General features: G+C 35.3%; 13 protein-coding genes. 6 read left to right on the top strand and 7 right to left on the bottom strand.

Annotated features, from left to right (window positions below; all coding sequences use genetic code 11):
- Position 1: 1 nt before the first annotated feature.
- On the bottom strand, positions 2–643 hold the full coding sequence (locus tag NZ579_06180; GenBank protein ID MCS7299523.1) for a hypothetical protein: 642 nt from the start codon (positions 641–643) through the stop codon (positions 2–4).
- Positions 640–1,830 carry an LL-diaminopimelate aminotransferase gene (locus NZ579_06175; protein MCS7299522.1) on the bottom strand — a complete coding sequence of 397 codons (1,191 nt, stop codon included), beginning with the start codon at positions 1,828–1,830 and terminating at the stop codon, positions 640–642. Before NZ579_06175 ends, NZ579_06180 begins: the two co-directional genes overlap by 4 nt.
- 164 nt (positions 1,831–1,994) lie before the next feature.
- On the opposite strand from NZ579_06175, the gene NZ579_06170 reads away from it, so the two are divergent.
- Positions 1,995–2,441 carry a thioredoxin family protein gene (locus tag NZ579_06170; protein MCS7299521.1) on the top strand — a complete coding sequence of 149 codons (447 nt, stop codon included), beginning with the start codon at positions 1,995–1,997 and terminating at the stop codon, positions 2,439–2,441.
- 327 nt (positions 2,442–2,768) lie between these two features.
- Positions 2,769–3,758: a peptide-methionine (S)-S-oxide reductase MsrA gene (gene msrA, locus NZ579_06165; protein MCS7299520.1), complete on the top strand. Its 990-nt coding sequence runs from the start codon at positions 2,769–2,771 to the stop codon at positions 3,756–3,758.
- Between the two features lie 144 nt (positions 3,759–3,902).
- Here the strand turns inward: msrA and NZ579_06160 are convergent, their stop codons facing one another.
- On the bottom strand, positions 3,903–6,671 hold the full coding sequence (locus NZ579_06160) for a hypothetical protein (GenBank protein ID MCS7299519.1): 2,769 nt from the start codon (positions 6,669–6,671) through the stop codon (positions 3,903–3,905).
- 383 nt (positions 6,672–7,054) lie between these two features.
- On the opposite strand from NZ579_06160, the gene NZ579_06155 reads away from it, so the two are divergent.
- Both NZ579_06155 and NZ579_06150 read left to right on the top strand, forming a co-directional pair.
- Positions 7,055–8,770 carry an alpha-amylase family glycosyl hydrolase gene (locus tag NZ579_06155; GenBank protein MCS7299518.1) on the top strand — a complete coding sequence of 572 codons (1,716 nt, stop codon included), beginning with the start codon at positions 7,055–7,057 and terminating at the stop codon, positions 8,768–8,770.
- A 233-nt stretch (positions 8,771–9,003) separates the two neighbouring features.
- Positions 9,004–10,584: a hypothetical protein gene (locus NZ579_06150; GenBank protein MCS7299517.1), complete on the top strand. Its 1,581-nt coding sequence runs from the start codon at positions 9,004–9,006 to the stop codon at positions 10,582–10,584.
- On the opposite strand, the gene pabB is transcribed toward NZ579_06150, so the two are convergent.
- Complete coding sequence (pabB, locus tag NZ579_06145) at positions 10,577–12,307, bottom strand: aminodeoxychorismate synthase component I (GenBank protein ID MCS7299516.1); 1,731 nt, start codon at positions 12,305–12,307, stop codon at positions 10,577–10,579. The genes NZ579_06150 and pabB overlap by 8 nt on opposite strands.
- Before the next feature lie 229 nt (positions 12,308–12,536).
- Positions 12,537–13,049 (bottom strand): shikimate kinase, encoded by a 513-nt coding sequence (locus NZ579_06140; GenBank protein MCS7299515.1) that lies wholly within the window; start codon positions 13,047–13,049, stop codon positions 12,537–12,539.
- Positions 13,050–13,360: 311 nt separating this feature from the next.
- On the opposite strand from NZ579_06140, the gene NZ579_06135 reads away from it, so the two are divergent.
- The gene (locus NZ579_06135; protein ID MCS7299514.1) at positions 13,361–14,329 is read left to right on the top strand and encodes a D-alanine--D-alanine ligase; all 969 of its coding nucleotides are present in this window, start codon (positions 13,361–13,363) and stop codon (positions 14,327–14,329) included.
- Between the two features lie 3 nt (positions 14,330–14,332).
- Here NZ579_06135 and NZ579_06130 read toward each other — a convergent pair whose 3' ends face one another.
- Both NZ579_06130 and aroF read right to left on the bottom strand, forming a co-directional pair.
- Positions 14,333–14,548 carry a hypothetical protein gene (locus NZ579_06130; GenBank protein ID MCS7299513.1) on the bottom strand — a complete coding sequence of 72 codons (216 nt, stop codon included), beginning with the start codon at positions 14,546–14,548 and terminating at the stop codon, positions 14,333–14,335.
- Between the two features lies 1 nt (position 14,549).
- Positions 14,550–15,575, bottom strand: coding sequence for a 3-deoxy-7-phosphoheptulonate synthase (gene aroF / locus NZ579_06125; GenBank protein ID MCS7299512.1), 1,026 nt, complete (start codon positions 15,573–15,575; stop codon positions 14,550–14,552).
- Positions 15,576–15,816: 241 nt separating this feature from the next.
- On the opposite strand from aroF, the gene NZ579_06120 reads away from it, so the two are divergent.
- Positions 15,817–16,015, top strand: a 199-nt coding sequence (locus tag NZ579_06120; protein MCS7299511.1) for a hypothetical protein, incomplete at its 3' end; no start/stop codon positions are given.

Raw genomic sequence — 16,015 nt, 5'->3', positions numbered from 1 at the left:
TTTAAAAACCAAAAGTATATCCTAGACTGAAGCCGGGGAGAGGAAATGAGGCTAATTGATTACCACTAACAATGTATCCGTTGATTGTGAATATATTGAAAAGTTCTATGCCAACATTCACTGTTAGGAAGTTTGTTCCGTAGTTTGAAATGGGATGTATTACATTGGTTGCGTTGTAAATATTGTTGAAAAACCTAAAATTCACTATGAACCTAAACCATTCTGTAAGGGATGATTCCATATATATCGGGAAAACTAGGTATAAACAATCCATCTGGAAGTTTGTATTGTTCATTTTCTCGTATATGTTTAGATAACTCAAACCTAGACCTGTTGCGAACTTAGATTTGCTTGACTCGAATAAAGATATCTTACCATCTATCATTGAACTTATGCTACCAAAGTATTCATCTTGTATCGCATAGGATAGGAATAGACCTATTTCAGTTCCAAGAAATCTGTCTCTATATAAACCTTTTCTCGTTTGTAGTTGGAAATACCTTGCATAAATTCCTGCATCAACTGAAATCTCGCTTATAGATGTTGATGAAGCCTTGGTTGTAGGACTTACAACTGCAAATCTTACGCAAGATAGTAAAAAAGGTATCAAAAGGATTGAAATCATTCCTAAAAGTTTTCTCATATAAGGTTTAATTTTTTTATTCTCTCTACTGCTTCGTCAATTCTTTCATCTGGTGCTGTGAGTGAAATTCTAAAGTATCCTTCACCGTATTCTCCGAAACCGTTCCCTGGAGTAACAACTATACCTGCTTCTTTCAAAAACAGCATTGATACTTCCTTTGATGTTAAAGATTTCGGGTTCTTAATCCATAAATAGAATGTTGCGTTAGAAGAATAAACATTGAAACCTGCGTTCCTTAACATGCTAATCATTTTTTTCTTTCTTCTTGATATGATATCTCTGTTCTGCTGTATATATTTGTCCATATCTGGTTGGAGTGCTCTTATACTTGCTATCTGGATTGCGTTGAAGACACCGGAGTCAACATTTGACTTTATAGACAGAAGCCCCTTAATTATCTCTGGATTACCGACAGCAAAACCGACTCTCCATCCCGTCATGTTGAATGTCTTGGATAGAGAGTGAAATTCTATAGCGACATCTTTTGCTCCCTTGACATTGAAGATGCTTATTGGTTTGTTGTCTCCTTCGTATATCTCGGAGTATGCTAGGTCTGAGCAAAGTATTATATCATTCTTTTTTGCAAACCACACAGCTTTTTCAAACTCTTCGTAACCTACTGTAGACGATGTAGGATTGTTTGGATAGTTGATGAAGACCATTTTAGCCTTTGACAATACTACACCTGGTATATCCTCAAACTTCGGAAAGAATTTATTTTCTTCCTTGAGTGGCATCTTGTAAGGAGTAGCTCCTGCTAGTATGGTGGCAGAGTTATAAACAGGATAGCCAGGGTCTGGAACAAGAGATACATCTCCTTTCTCTAGAAATGCCCAGTGTATATGTGCTATGCCTTCCTTTGAACCGATAAGTGCTATTATCTCATTTTTGGGGTCAAACTCAACACCGAACCTACGATAAAACCATTCCGATACTGCTTTTCTAAACTCAATCATACCTGCATAAGATGGGTATTTCTGGTTGGATGGATTTTTTGATGCCTCATAGAGTGCTTCAACTATAGGTTCAGGAGTAGGCATATCAGGGTCTCCTATACTTAAGTCTATTACATCAACTCCTTTCTCAATTACTTCTCTTTTAAGTTCGTCTATCTCTGCGAACAGATATTTTGGTAGTTTAGATAAATTACTGGATAACTTGCTTCTTACATCAAGAGATGTATTCATCTTAAAGCCTCCAAAGACAACATATCATATTATATCACGCACATTTATCAATTCAAATTAATTCAGAACAAAGACTTTTTGAAGTTAGATCACAACTAATACTCTGAAGTTTTGTGTCAGTTAGTTTTTGAAGATGAAAAAGTGATTGTGGTATAATTTAAATTATGCTAGATATAACTAATACTCTTCTGGCAATACTAATTGTGATCTTGTCTGTATGGATTGTTTTTAAGTTCATAAGTTTTCTTGCAGTTAGTTTAAGGGCAAGGAGTATAAAAAACCTCAAAGTTCCTTTATCTCCTAGGTATCAAAAGATGTTGAATGATAAAGATGTTCTAGTTCTATACTTTTACTCTCCCCTAACTGAAAAGGGAAGAAATAGAATGGGTAATGTTATGAAGATAGTAGATGAAGAGTTTGGTAATGTTATAAAAATTAACATGGTAAATGATAGGAAAGAAGCAGAAAAATTTAATGTCATAAGTGCTCCAACGATCGTTATCATAGACAAGGAAGGTATTGTCAGGGAATACAAGACAGGATTTATACCCTATCCTAAAGTCAAATCAATGATTGAGAGGATCGCAAATAGAATAGTTAGTAAAAACTAGTTACTTTTGATATTACCATTAAAGTCTAAAATTGACATTGTATGTGTATTCTTCTTATCGCCTGTATCAAAACTAAGTAAATACTCTGTCTCTACTAACAAGTGCTAGAGAGGGATTAGTATAGTATGAAATTTTGTAGACAACAAATGCCATACAGAACCAAAGCGGTAAGTGAGTGGAAAGATACAGTATCTTATCTAGTTACATAACGGAAGTTGGAACTAGTCTGTGGTGTTATATTACTAGGAATGTCTGTGCTTGGATTATGTCTTAAAGTTATTTGATTATTTTAGTATATGTAATTATCTTTTTACTTACGGAGGTTTTATGCCGAGAGAATTAGCAACATTTGCTGGAGGATGCTTCTGGTGTATTGAAGATGCGTTTAGGGATATTCTTGGTGTTGAGAATGTTGTCTCTGGATACTCTGGTGGATGGGTGGAATACCCAACATACGAACAAGTCTGCGATGGTAGAACGGGACACCGTGAGGCAGTTCAGGTAGTCTTTGATAATGAGATTGTTTCATACGAAGAACTTTTAGGGGTTTTCTGGACTAACATAAACCCTACTGATAGTGAAGGACAGTTTGCTGACAAAGGTGAACAATATAGAGCTGCAATATACTATCATTCAGAAGAGCAAAAGGAACTAGCTATCAGGACAAGAAAGTTAATAGAAGATTCAGGCATATTTAAAAAACCTATTGTTACTGAAATACTACCTTTTAAAAATTTCTATCCTGCTGAGGATTACCATCAAAGGTTTTCAAGAAGTAATCCAATAAGATATTGCGTCTATAAGTACTTTTCTGGTAGAGAAACTTTTATTAAAAGACACTGGGAATATGCAAGATTATTCAAAAAGCCCCCTATCAAATTAAACCCAAAGTATCTCAAGAAAGATATATCCAAGTTGAACAACGAAGAGTATATGGTTACACAGGAATGTTGGACAGAAACTCCGTTTAGAAATAAGTATTGGGATAATAAGAAAGAAGGGATATATGTTGATGTAGTTTCTGGTGAGCCTCTTTTTGCTTCTATACACAAGTTTGATTCAGGGACAGGATGGCCAAGTTTCTATAAGCCACTTGAGGAAGACAATATAACATATCATATTGATACTACTCACAATATGGTGAGAGTTGAAGTTAGGAGTAAGCACGGTAACTCACACCTAGGTCATGTTTTTGATGATGGACCCTATCCAACGGGGCTTAGATATTGTATAAACTCTGCTTCTTTAAGGTTCATACCATTAGAGGATCTTGAAAAGGAAGGCTATGGTGAGTATAAGAAATTATTCCAAAAGTAGCTTATACTGGTTATGTAGTGAATATTGTGTTGTCTGAAGTTTATAGTAAAGACAGTATGTATTAGGAGCTTCATTCTTGTTTTAAAGTTAGCGAATAATTTAGGTTTATGTTATCTTCCCAAACTATGCTAATACTTTCCAGTTTTACAGACCCACTTTGAAAGTGAATGGACCAACTAACTGCTTTTTGCGACTAAAACTCTCAAACAGAAAATACACATCAACAATACTATTATCCTTTGCTCTTCCTAAATATGTAACTATCTCGCCATTATAATCCAATACTACTGGTTTATAGTAATAATTGCCTTGGTTGTTTATTCTATATATTGCTTTAGCCTTGCTAAAGTCTAGGAATTCGTTAACGCTTTCAACCAAAACTCTGACGGATATGTATGATGAAGTGGTTAGTGTGTTTGGTTTAGCTACGAAAGAACTGACAGTTAAAACCTTATCTTTTGCTACTGAAGATATCTCATCAAATTCTGTTGCGGATAGACTACCTGCGTTTTGTTCTAATGTTTCAGCGCTTGCCATTATCTTACCTCTTATAGCTTCAAGTAATGATGTGTATATATCCTTTAGGAAAAATCTTGATTTTTCTATATGATGCTTTACTATATTCATGCCTAGTTCAGAGCCCATCCATAACCAACCAGAATCTCTTGCGATTATAAGGTTCTTCCAAGCATTGTCATAGAGATAAGTAGGATATGATACATCAACTCCAATCTCTTCCGCTTGCTTAAAGTTCTCGGTTACTTTGATTATGTCTTTTGCAGTGTTATTACAGAGATCCCAAATATCTCTTTTCATCTTAGTATCAAACCACAATCTAAAGGAAGTCTTTTTCTCTTCTGGGTCATAATACCAACCACCACTTATTTTCTCGGCTAACAGATCTTTAACAGGTGGTGTTTCTTTGAATATGTCCTCGCCTTTAACAATCCTGACCCATGGTATTTTCTCAAGTCTATCGAAGAGATTATTCATAAACACACCATCTCCTATTGATTCACCATTGTCCGCAATCGCAAGAACCATATTACCATCCCTGTTCTTTTCATTCAGTTGAATGAGATATTGTATGAACTCATCAATAGACCTATCTGTTTTCTTATATATGATTCTTGATGCTTTAGTGTCAACTATTACTGTGTTTATTGCTAATGCCTTAGAAGTAAGCCTATAAGGTATATGGTAATTAAGTCCCCATCCTGCAAACCCTGTGTCAACAGCTAGGTCTGATATAGGTATCCAATTCACTCCGACCTGCAGGATAGGAAATACCAACTTTTCAGAGAAGGCCATCTCTGGTAGCCATGCACCTTTTATGTTGGATGTTCCTAGATAGTTATCTTTGAACTCTTTGTCAAGGAGTAAGGACCTGTATACTTCAGCCTCATCAAGAAATGGCAACAGAGAATAGGAGAATGATGTTACCATCATCTCAACGTTCTTCCTTGATGCTAATTTTCTAAAGTCTTCCAGTATTTTGGGATAATAGTAAGCCAATTGATATAGCAAACTTCCTGTTATACTTATGCTTACAGGGGTATTTCTTTGAGAATATAGCTTTATTATGGATGAATAAACAGGTAGAAAACTTGATAGGTTTTGTTTAACGAGTTTAGGGTCATTATATAGTGGCTGGTGTAATGTCCAAATAAATACAACTCTTAACTTTCTTTCAAAGTTTGGAATACTTATCTCACCAATCTTAGTAGCCTTTCTAGTTGAGAACAATTTTTGACCATCCAATCCAAAGACATCTGCAGTGACATAGTAATAACCTCCTCTTACATTTGGCAAGGACATATTTATAGTTTTGCTGTCAACTACTCCAGGTACAGTGTCAAATAAGTTTGAAGAAGTTAGTTTTGCTATTTCTCTTCCAAGGCTATCCTCTAGTTTAAATACAACTATTACCTTATTGACTTTACTGATTTGGTCGCTTTTGTATGATGTCAGGAACACGGGTAGTTTTATCGTTGAATTAGGTGAGGTTGTGTTTGGTAATTCATAACCAATTACAACACCGCTGCTTCTATCGGCATAACTTACATCGGGGACATTAGGAAGTATAGCCCATTCTATGTTATAAGTTGCTTTCTCTCCAGGCTTTAGAGATACCTCTTTGAAGAGTATATCAAATGTAGGTAATTTAACATCATGCCAACTCCAGAATTTACTAACCCTACCTTTGTCAACAACTATCAGTAGAGTATTTGATGCTTTTGGAGACGAAAGGGCAAAATAATTCCCTTCAGTTAATATATCTCCTCTACCTCCAGATCCAGGCTCAAACCTTAATTCGCTAGCTTCACCCTGAATATCTAAGTATATTGTCTTATCAGTGTTTGTAGGATCACCTAGAATAGGCCTAGTTTGATGCCAATAGGTAAATTTTTTATCTTCTCCACTTACGTTCTCAACAGTTATTTCGCCCCTTATAAGAGGGTCGGTATTATCAGAGTATAAGTATTTAGTAACCTTTAGACCTCTGGCCTTATCCGAGTCCTGAGGTTGAACTGTATAGGACATCCTTACAAACACTATTCTTTTATCACTAGACACTCCCCAGTCTTCCAATACATATTTCCTCTCAGCCGTTCCTGGCCATATAAAATCAAGGATATCATAGAAGGCTCCTCCCATTTTAGGGTCGGTTTCGTTGTAAGTCTCTATCATCTCTTGGCCAGTTCTTAAGTCAATGACTGACATCACTCTTCCACCCATGCTCGGTGAAACAACATACTTTATCAGAGGTGTTTTCAACACAATATCACCGTTTTGTAGGATTTGTGCTTCAAGCCCTAGTTGTTCTATTTTTTTTACACCTCCACCACCGCAACCTCCAAAAATGATCATCATAGTTATGGTAGCAATACCTAAAATTAATCTAATATTCATCTTACAATCCTCCTTGAATGAAAGTTATCATTGGTCATACTATTTACCTTCAAGTTTTATTGTAAAATAAACTAAAGATTCTTTCAATAATTCCTAACTGAAGTTTAGTCAAGAGTATTGGTATTTTTTGTTGAAGAATATCCTAAATACCTTTGTTCATAGCTTATCCAATCAATTTTCAAGCCTCCTCGTAGAAAGTTTTTGAAAAAGTGATTCATAGTTTTTTGTTGGTGATATGTTCATACTTTTGCATTTATTCTGCAAGGCAAGGGGAAGTTATTTAACATTGATTTTTACCAAACTCTTCTACGAACTTCAGGTTTTTCTTTATTGAATATCCATATCACATTTTTTAAAATAATTAAACTAAATAGGAGGATAAGATGAGAGTATTTACTCTGATTTTGGGAATGATGCTCATTTCTGCTGCTTTGAACGCTCAAGAAGCAGAAGTGATAAAGGTTCTTGAGAACGACACTAAGTGGTGGACTACTCCTTACAAAGTGGATAAATTACCCGTATGGCACAATGCAGTTGGATACGAGATATTTGTGAGAAGTTTTTATGATAGCAATGGAGATGGGATAGGAGATTTCAAAGGAATAATTCAGAAACTTGACTATCTTAAGTCTCTTGGAGTTGATTATATATGGCTTATGCCTATTCATCCTTCTAAAGAATATCACGGCTACGATGTGATAGATTACTATGATGTTAACCCGCAATTTGGAACGATGGAAGACTTTGATAATCTAGTAAAGGAGGCTAAAAAAAGAGGAATAAAGATAATACTGGATTTCGTGTATAACCATACTTCAAGGCATCATCCTTGGTTTGTAGACTCCGCTACAAATGAAAAATCCAAATACAGAGACTGGTATGTGTGGAGCAAAGATCAACCACTTGGAGACTGGCCTAATCCAACAGGTCAATCAAAACAGAATGTTTGGAACAGGTACGACTTCATAACGAACGCATACAGGTATGGGTGGTATTTTTACTCTGCTTTTAACTTCAACATACCCGACCTGAACCTTGAGAACACTAATGTTGTAGCTGAACTTAAGAAGATTGCTAAATTCTGGATTGATAAAGGAGTTGAAGGATTTAGATTAGACGCTGCAAGGTTTGCTATCGCAAAGGGACCTGATAAACAAGCCGATACTCCAGAGACAATTGAGTTTTGGAAAGACTTTATGGGATACCTTAAGAAGATAAAACCAGATATATATGTTGTGTCAGAGGTATTTGCAGGTCCTTCAATCGTTGAGAAATACTATCAAGGTGGTAAAACGTTTGACAATGCTTTTAACTTTGAGTTTGCTACATCTTTCGCACTACCACCACTCGTTGCATCAAAGTCAAGAACAGCAATGAATACCTTTAACGGATGGTATAACAATAAACAAATACCTATACACTTCTTCTCACCATTCCTATCAAACCATGATACTGGGAGGTTCGGTAGTAAGATAAGGAACGACGATGCGATAAAGATGGCACTTGCTATGCTACTTACAACTCCTGGAGGACTACCATTCCTATACTATGGCGATGAGATAGGGCTACCTGATGACACGAAAGTTCTGATAGGAGATGCTGATAGGAGAAGTATAATGCTCTGGGATGATACGAAATTCGGTGGTTTCACGACAGGTCCTAGAATCTGGCACGCAAGGTATAACGCAATAGAAACAAACTATTCCGTAAAGGTTCAGGAACAAAACCCAAATTCTATCCTAAACTTTACGAAGTCTCTAATAACGCTTAAAAAGACAAAAACCAAGGCTCTCTCCTCATTCGCAGACTATACACCACTCTCGGTATCAAAAGATGTTATAATGGCTTACGCTAGAAAATATGAGAATGACTATGCTATCGTGATATACAACCTTAGCAAAAGAGACGAGAACACAGTAAGCCTAGAACTTAACGGACTACCAACAGGAATAAGTTATGTTGATGGTTTGAGTTCATTAGGTAGTGATGTCAAACAAATTGGTGAAACTATAGCAAAAGACAAGAAAACCGAGATAAAAATCAAACCAAGAGAAGTAATAGTAATGCTATTCTCACAACCAACGCAACAGAAAAAGTAGATGTGTTATTTGGAGTTATAGAAAAACAGGTTCATTCATAAATTTGGTTTGAAATATCTATCAAAAGAGTAGAGTTTGTAAATTTTTTCAAAAGTTGTATAAATAGGTAGAACTCTTTGGTTCTTCGGAATAAAATAGTCAAACAATTGAAGACGAAGATTCTTATTAGTTATTTCAATCTAATTACAAATTTAAGAATGTTGCTTTATAATAATGTAAGTGAGAGAGATTGTATGGCTATGAGATATATACTAGGATTGATAATGGTAGTATTCTCTTTTAGTGCTGTTTTTGGCGTTTATGTTGCAGAGGATGAGATAAAAAAATCAAAAAGAATAGTTTTTGAAAACTACAAAGGTGGTGTTAAGGGGGTTAGCGTAAGACAACTTATAGAAGCAGGCCGCAGTCTTGCGAGTATATCAGACGAAAGCAAGGTGAAGAACTACCTTCAGTATTCAGTCGTTAGAGTGTTGCCTAAGGAAGAACTTTTCGGTGCAGACATAATATATATATCCAAAGAGTCAAGAATAAGACACATAAACGCAATAAGGTTTATATTAGCAGGATACCTCTCTCAAAAATTTGGGTACAAATACGGACAAGCATACACACTAGCAGTTTTTACAACTTACTATAATGCTATACACAGAGGAGACCTTGACTACTTTGGCAAGAGGTATGTCAGTGATCTATTCTCATTCACTACTGAAAAGATTGGTATATCAACAAGATACTACGAATGGGCTGGTAAAACTGAACTTATCATACCTACAAGAGTTTCTGTTCTAGGTGAAAAACCTAGTCTTGGTGAAATTGGTAAGGAAGATGTAATAAGAGAACTTAAGAAACAGGATGATCTGGGGCTTGATGAAAGAAAAGAGATGGTTGATATAAGAAAGAAGGAACTTGAGGAAGAGAAGAAGGAGATAGAGAAGAAAGAAAAAGAACTACAAGAGAAAAGAGAGGAACTTGAAAAAAGAAAAGAGGAATTATCTAAAAAGGAGGAAGAGTTAAAGGCAAAAGAAGATACTTCCAAGGAAGAACTATCTAAGGTTGAAGAGGAGAGAAAAAAACTAGCGAAGGAAGAGAAGAAGTTGGAAGAGGAAGAAAAGAGGCTAGAGAAAGCAAAGGAAGAGACTAAAAAGGAGGAAGAAGAAATAAAGAAGGAAGAGGAGAGGATAAAGAAAGATGAAGAGATGCTGGAGCGAAAGGATGACCTAGCGAAAAAAGAAGAGGAACTAAAGAAAAAAGAAGAAGAACTTAAGAAGAAGGAACAGGAGATAGCATCTCAAGAGACTGGCAACAGGATAATAGTAGGAGATAAAATGTATTACCTTAAGAAGCTAGGTTTTAAACCGGAAGGGCATTACGACAACAGAATGTTTCTAATAGACATAAACAATATGAAAATAGTAAAACAAAGCAGTTTTGCGAACATATGTGGTTTCAAATACTATGTGTATGGAGAAGGAGTAGTGGTGATAGGAAACACTGGCTCTCACTCTGATAAACACTTTCTGGTGCTACTTGATGTTAATACAATAGAACCACTGGTAATTGGTAAAGACGATATATTCTGGAGAAGTTTTATTGAATTCAACAACGACTTTCTCTATGCGATAACCATAGTGAATAGAAAGTATTATCTAGGTAAATTTGACAAGAAACTCAACAGAGTTGGTTTATCTGATATTGAGGTTTATCCTGATACATTCATAACCTTCTATAAGGGTAAAATATTCATAAACGATAAAGACAAAAACATAGTAGCATTAGATGAAACGACATTGAAGAAGGTAGATCAAGTTAAGTAATTATCTTTACTTCCTTTAGACCGCTGACAGAATTACATAGAAAGACTCTTTCTGAAGCCATCAGGTCTGACAGAGTTATAAACTCTTCAGTAATCTTGTATTTTCTTGATAGGTATTCTAGCATAGTTCCTCTCAAAAGTCCAGATGTTCTGATAGGTGTTATTAGTTTCCCGTTCCTAACTATAATTAGGTTATTGACTGTTCCTTCTGTTACATAACCTTTTTCATTCAAGAAGATATAATCAACGAGTTCCTCGTCTCGTGCTTTTCTAGTGTAATAATCATACATCTCCCTATTTGTTGTTTTGTGATAAATAAACTTATCATTGCTATCAACTCTGTCTTTTGATACTTTTACATAACCTCTTTTTCTAGGTTCTTCAAATTCTCTTACTTCCAAGGTTACATCTCCGTTTTGCTCCAGTAGTAGTCTTAATCTAAATTTTCCATCAAGTTTGACTATTTCTTTAAGTTTCTCAAGGATGATTCTTCGGTTGTATCTGAAAGAGAAAAATTTTGCTGACATTTTGAGACGCTTTAGATGGTAGTCAAGAAGGTATAATTTATGGTTCTTTAAAAGGAATGTTTCTATTAGTTTAAACTTTGGATACGGTTTTGATGTTAAGAAATGTGACTTAAGGATACACTCACTGTACTCTTCCTCTGCTTCAGAATACCAAGTTATCCCACTGCCTACTCCCATTTCACATTTATTCTTGTGAATCAAAGGTGTTCTAATTGCTATGTTGAATTCTGAAAAACCTTTAGGTGATATGTATCCTATTGTTCCAGTATATATACCTCTTGGTAGTGTTTCTAACTTGCTTATTATCTCAACTGTTTTTTTCTTAGGTGCTCCGGTTATTGATCCTCCTGGGAAGATGTTTGAAATAATTTCACTAAACCTTACCTCCTTGTTGAGGATTCCTTCTACCGTTGAAGTCATCTGAAACACTGTTTCATACTTCTCAATCTCAAATATCCTTTTTACCTTTATGCTCCCAAACTTTGATATTGAGCCTAGGTCATTTCTTATTAGGTCTGTAATCATAAGGTTCTCTGCCCTGTTTTTCTCGCTTGTATAGAGTTTTTTCATAAGTTCCAGATCTTCCTCTGGAAATCTACCTCTTCTTATCGTTCCTTTCATCGGCTTTGAGATTATCCTATTACCTTTTGTCAAAAAAAAGAGTTCTGGTGAAACTGAAAGGATGTATGTATCGTGGTATTTTACGAATCTTGCGTATTTGACTTTCTGCTTACTTCTTAAGTCTAGGAAAAAACTCAAAACATCTCCTTCAAAGTCAAATAGTAGTTTAAATGTAAAATTAACTTGGTAAGTATAGCCATTTTTAATGTAAAACTTCAATTCTTCTACTTTCTTTAGGTATTCCTCTAGTGTCATAGATGGGTGGATGTTTGAAATAGAATATTCCCTCCTGTTGTTAGGAACTTCAACAAGTTTAGGTTTTGTGAATGCACCGAACCAGATGATAGGTATTCTATTATCAACAGACCTAGTAGATAATTTAAGTATTGGGTAGCCTGCTTCATATGTCATAAAGCCACAGATGTAAAAACCTTCCCTTATGAGATCATCTACAAACTTGAGATTTTCTTCAACATCTTCTATTTGCTCTGCGGAAACCTCAAAAATAGGTTTTTCAAAAACGAGTAGATAGTCCTGTTTATCTATGACAAATACTATGTCTTTGTCAAAGGTCATACTACTAATTATATTCATCTCGGCTATGACCAATAAAACTAGATTAAGTCAAGTGATTTTACTACAGTTCCTTTACTAAACATAAATCTAGTTTGTGTAGGTAAAACCATGTGTTTATCAACTAAAACAGAAGCAATAGTGATACTCTAACAGAGACAAAAGTCATGAACTACTCTCAAAAAACTCTTGTTCAGATTATACCTCCGATAGGAGAAGTAATTTGATAAGTTCATCCTTTAAAGGGAATGATATTTGCTATAAGATTTGCGATGGTTTGGACTGAAATATTCTCATTCACGATCTTAACATGATACACCTGATTGTAGATGGGTTGTCTTTGGGATAGAGTTTTTTGTATCTCTTCCTCAAGAGTAAGGTTTGTTAGGGGTGGTCTTGAGTTATCATTCATCATCCTTTTCATAATTGTTTGAATGCTCGCCTCAAGTAGTACAACAAAACCTTCTTTTATGATTTCTCTATTTTTCTCAAGTAGTATTATTCCGCCCCCAGTAGAAAAAACAGTGTTATCAAGAGTGGATAGAGTTTTTAGAACCTCACTCTCAATTTCTCTGAATTTGTCTTCTCCATCGTTTTTAAAAATATCCGATATCTTTTTGGATGTTATTCTCTCTATCTCAGAGTCTATGTCAACAAAATTCCATCCTATTATTTTAGAGATTTCCTTTCCAACTGTAGTTTTACCTGTTGCTCTATAACCGATAAGGAATATCTGTTTCTTCATAAAACAATTCTAAATAATGCGAATTTAAAAGAGAAATTAAACGAAGGTAAGATAATGAAGTCTAAAATTCACAATTCAGAACAGTTGCAATCTTTGTAGATGCTGACTAAACACTCTTCTTAACAAGTACTTATGGGCTAGTATAAAGCAATCTCTAGAGACTGGCGAATAAAATATTCAAACGAAGTTTATTAAGTAGGAAATCTAGAACTCTGCTTACTAGCCTGGTGGAAATTATGGTCTGTTAAAACAGAGGTTATGGGTTGGTTTATTTGCTTATGTTTTGTATTCTAATTGATAATAAAATCTGTATGAGTGATTTGAAGCATAAGTACAGGGATCTTATAGAGTTTTATAAAACAAAGAATATTGCTGTTCTGATGGGGGGCTTGTCTTCTGAAAGAGAGGTTTCAATAAGGTCTGGAGAGAATGTTTATAACGCTTTGGTTAAACTTGGTTTTAAAGTTGTCAAGATGGATGTAGATGCCAACATCGCAAGAAGGCTTGTAAAGGATAATGTTGATGTAGCAGTTATAATGCTTCACGGTAAGTATGGAGAGGATGGAGTTATACAAGGTGTTCTTGAACTTATGGGAATACCTTATACAGGTTGTGATGTTCTAACAAGTGCTATAGGAATGAATAAGATATTTACAAAAGAGATCCTTAAAGTAAATGGTATTCCTACACCACAGTATGTCAAGATGACCCCAGGTAATCCTGATAAATCTTATGAAGACATTATGAGATTGGGGCTTCCTGTTGTTCTAAAACCGATAAGTGAAGGTTCTAGTGTAGGGGTTGAGATTGTTAAAGACGAGGACCAACTATCCGGAAAGATAAGAAGTTATTTGAGAAGATACCCTGAATCGTTCGCAGAGAAGTTCATAAACGGAACTGAGGTAACAGTAGGTGTTATAGGAAAAGGAGGTGATATAACCGTATTACCTACTATGGAGTTAAGACCTAGAAAGGAGTTCTATGACTATGAAGCAAAATATACAAAGGGAATGACAGATTTTATCATACCGGCAGACATACCAAAAGAGGTAGAGGAAAAGGTTATAGAATATACCAAGATGGCTTTTAAATCACTCAACTGTAGGGGGGTTGTCAGGTTTGACGCTGTTGTTTCAAGAGAAGATAATATACCATACTTCCTAGAAGTTAACACCATACCCGGTATGACGGAAACAAGTGATATACCTGCTATGGCAAAGGCCGCAGGAATGTCTTTTGAAGAAGTTGTTCTTAAGATACTTGAGTATGTAGAATGGTAGATTTCATATTCCTATTAACCACAAAATACCTAAACTGATAGTCATAGTAGATACTATAAATACCGATACTCTGGCTACAATAGTAATTGTTTTGATAATTATCAGTAAGATTATAGATATGACACCTATTGATATTCCTATCAAGACGAGTGTTAAGTTATTCAGTAAAGATAGTATGAACCCAACTGTTGATATGAGTATTAGAATGGTATCTTCCATATTATACCACTGCTGGTATTTTTCTACCGACTGCTTGTGCTATGAGTTTGATCTTCTCCATCATTTTACCAAACTGTTCTGGAGTGATTGATTGGTCTCCATCCGACCAAGCATTCTCTGGGTCGTTGTGGACCTCAACCATAATCCCATCCGCTCCTGCCGCTATTGACGCAAGTGCCATATCTGGAACATACTTGGCTTTTCCTGTTGCGTGACTTGGGTCTATGATTACCGGTAGATGCGTTTTTTCTTTCATAACAGGGATTATGTTTATATCAAGTGTATTTCTTGTAGCAGTTTCAAATGTTCTTATACCTCTCTCACATAGTATGACATTATAATTACCACCTGACATAATATACTCTGCAGACATAACCCATTCATCGGCTTTCATTGAAAGACCTCTCTTCAGCAACACAGGTTTTCTTATTTTACCAAGCTCTCTGAGTAATGGAAAGTTTTGAGCATTTCTAGCACCAACTTGTAGAACATCAGCATACTCTGCGACCATATCTATGTCTCTTGTATCTAAAACCTCAGTAACTATTGGAAGTCCTGTTATCTCCTTGGCAAGTTTGAGTAATTCTAATCCCTCTCTACCTAGCCCCTGAAAGGAATAAGGAGATGTTCTTGGCTTAAAAGCACCGCCTCTTAGTAGGTTAGCACCAAATTTTTTTACCTCTTTGGCTATATGAGTAATTTGTTCTTTTGTTTCAACGCTACAAGGACCAGCTATGACTGCTATCTCATCTCCTCCTATCTTGACAGTTCCTAAATCTATCACAGTATTGTGAGGATGAAAATCTCTACTAGCCAGTTTATATGGTTTTGTAATCCTTATCACCTGTTCAACATTATTTAGACTTTCAATCGGAACATTTATGAGTTTGTTGTCATCTCCAACTACTCCTATAACTATCTTTTCAACACCTCTTGATATATGAGCCTCTAATCCATGTTCTCTAACTTTGCTAACGATCTTCTCAATGTCCTGTTCTGATGCTTCTTTCTTTAAAACTATTATCATCTTAAACCTCCTAAACGAAATTATCAATGAAGTTTAAACACTTTTTCAAAAAGAAAAAGAGGATTATACTTTTTACAATTTCAATAAATTCCAAAAATTGAGAGTTATTTGGGTATAGTTAATGCTTTTAGTGTCTATCAAGTTCACAAAAAAATTTTAGACTTTATTGTAGTTTAGATTATAACTTTGCTTTTTTGAAGCACAGATTATATATATTATTATACTTGAATAGGAGGATTTTATGAAGAGATTTTTTATCATACCATTGCTTTTTGCTCTTCTCATTCTGTTTTACCAGAGTTGTAGTCCATCTCCTGAGGATGAGAGAGTAAGCACAGTATATGTTTCTACTAGTGGTAGTGATGGAAATGATGGAAAGTCTCCGTCAAGAGCTGTTAAGAGCATACAAGTTGGTATAAACAAGGCGATCCAATACAAGG

The sequence above is a fragment of the Spirochaetota bacterium genome, assembly GCA_025061835.1.
Classification (GTDB): domain Bacteria; phylum Spirochaetota; class Brevinematia; order DTOW01; family DTOW01; genus SKYB106.
This window is presented reverse-complemented; position numbering and strand designations above follow the sequence as displayed.